Origin of the sequence: Hydrogenophaga sp., from assembly GCF_041633695.1 — a bacterium.
Lineage (GTDB): Bacteria > Pseudomonadota > Gammaproteobacteria > Burkholderiales > Burkholderiaceae_C > Hydrogenophaga.
In genome coordinates this window covers 1-1,602 of the sequence record NZ_JBFJMY010000681.1, presented here as the reverse complement: position 1 = coordinate 1,602, position 1,602 = coordinate 1, and the positions used below count along the sequence as shown (strand labels likewise).

Genomic DNA, 1,602 nt, shown 5'->3' with positions numbered 1-1,602 from the left:
GCCTGCCCTTTGGCATCGAGGTGGTGGGCTTTGCCGAAGAAGAAGGTCAGCGCTACAAAGCGACCTTCCTGGGCTCGGGGGCCTTGATCGGCGACTTCAACCCCAACTGGCTGGAGCAGCTGGATGCCGACGGCACCAGCATGCGCCAGGCCATGCGCCAGGCCGGTCTGCCCGCCACACTGGAGGCCATTGCGCAATTGAAACGCGACCCGGCGCACTACCTGGGTTTCGTCGAGGTGCACATCGAACAAGGTCCGGTGCTCAACGAGCTGGACCTTCCACTGGGCGTGGTCACCTCCATCAACGGCAGCGTGCGTTTCATGGGTGAGGTGCTGGGCATGGCCAGCCACGCCGGCACCACGCCCATGGACCGGCGCCGCGACGCCGCCTGCGCCGTGGCCGAACTGGCCTTGTACGCCGAGCAGCGCACCCTGGCCGATGGGAACTCGGTCGCCACCATCGGCATGCTGCAGGTGCCCAACGGCTCCATCAATGTGGTGCCCGGGCGCTGCGTGTTTTCGCTCGACCTGCGCGCACCCAACGATGCACAGCGCGATGCGCTGGAGCGCGATGTGCTCGCCCAGCTCATCGCCATTTGTGAACGCCGTGGCCTGCGCCACACGCTGGAAGAGACCATGCGCGCCAGCGCCGCGCCCAGCGCCCCAGCCTGGCAAGCCCGCTGGGAGCAGGCCGTGGCGGCACTCGGCGTACCCGTGCACCGCATGCCCAGCGGCGCCGGGCACGACGCCATGAAACTGTTTGAAGTTCTGCCGCAAGCCATGCTGTTCGTGCGCGGCCAAAACAGCGGCATCAGCCACAACCCGCTGGAATCCACCACCAGCGACGACATCGAACTGGGCGTGCAGGCGTTTGCGCACCTGCTGGACCAGCTCGCTTCCGACACCGAACCCCACCCAGAACCCGCATGAACGCCTACCCCCACCTCGACGCCTGGATCGATGCGCACTTCGACGAAGAAGTGCGCTTTCTGCAAGAACTGGTGCGCGTGCCCACCGACACACCACCCGGCAACAACGCGCCGCACGCCGACCGCACCGCCGAGCTGCTGGCGGTCATGGGCCTGGTGGCCGAAAAACATGTGGTGCCCGCCGACGAGGTGCAGGCTGTCGGTCTGGAATCCGTGACCAACCTGATCGTTCGCCGCCGCTTCGGACCCGGCAAGACCATTGCCCTCAATGCCCACGGCGACGTGGTGCCGCCCGGCGAAGGCTGGACCCACGACCCCTATGGCGGCGAAATCGTGGACGGCAAGATGTATGGCCGAGCCACGGCGGTGAGCAAGTGTGACTTCGCCAGCTTCACCTTCGCGCTGCGCGCACTGGAATCGCTGGGCCTGCCCCTGGCCGGCACGGTGGAACTGCATTTCACCTACGACGAAGAATTTGGCGGCGTGGTCGGCCCCGACTGGTTGCTGAACAAAGGGCTGACGAAACCCGACCTGATGATCGCCGCCGGTTTCAGCTACCAGGTGGTGGTGGCGCACAACGGCTGCCTGCAGCTCGAGGTGACGGTGGAGGGCGACATGGCACACGCCGCCATTCCCGACAGCGGCACCGACGCCCTGCAGGGTGCGGTGCACGT

The 1,602-nt window shown here is 66.6% G+C and carries 2 protein-coding genes; both read left to right on the top strand.

Annotated elements, in window-relative coordinates; translation table 11 throughout:
* On the top strand, positions 1-929 hold a 929-nt coding region (locus ABYB95_RS23175; protein ID WP_372662614.1), incomplete at its 5' end, for a hydantoinase/carbamoylase family amidase.
* The coding region (locus ABYB95_RS23170; protein WP_372662611.1) for a M20/M25/M40 family metallo-hydrolase at positions 926-1,602 on the top strand (677 nt) is incomplete at its 3' end. The genes ABYB95_RS23175 and ABYB95_RS23170, both read left to right, overlap by 4 nt.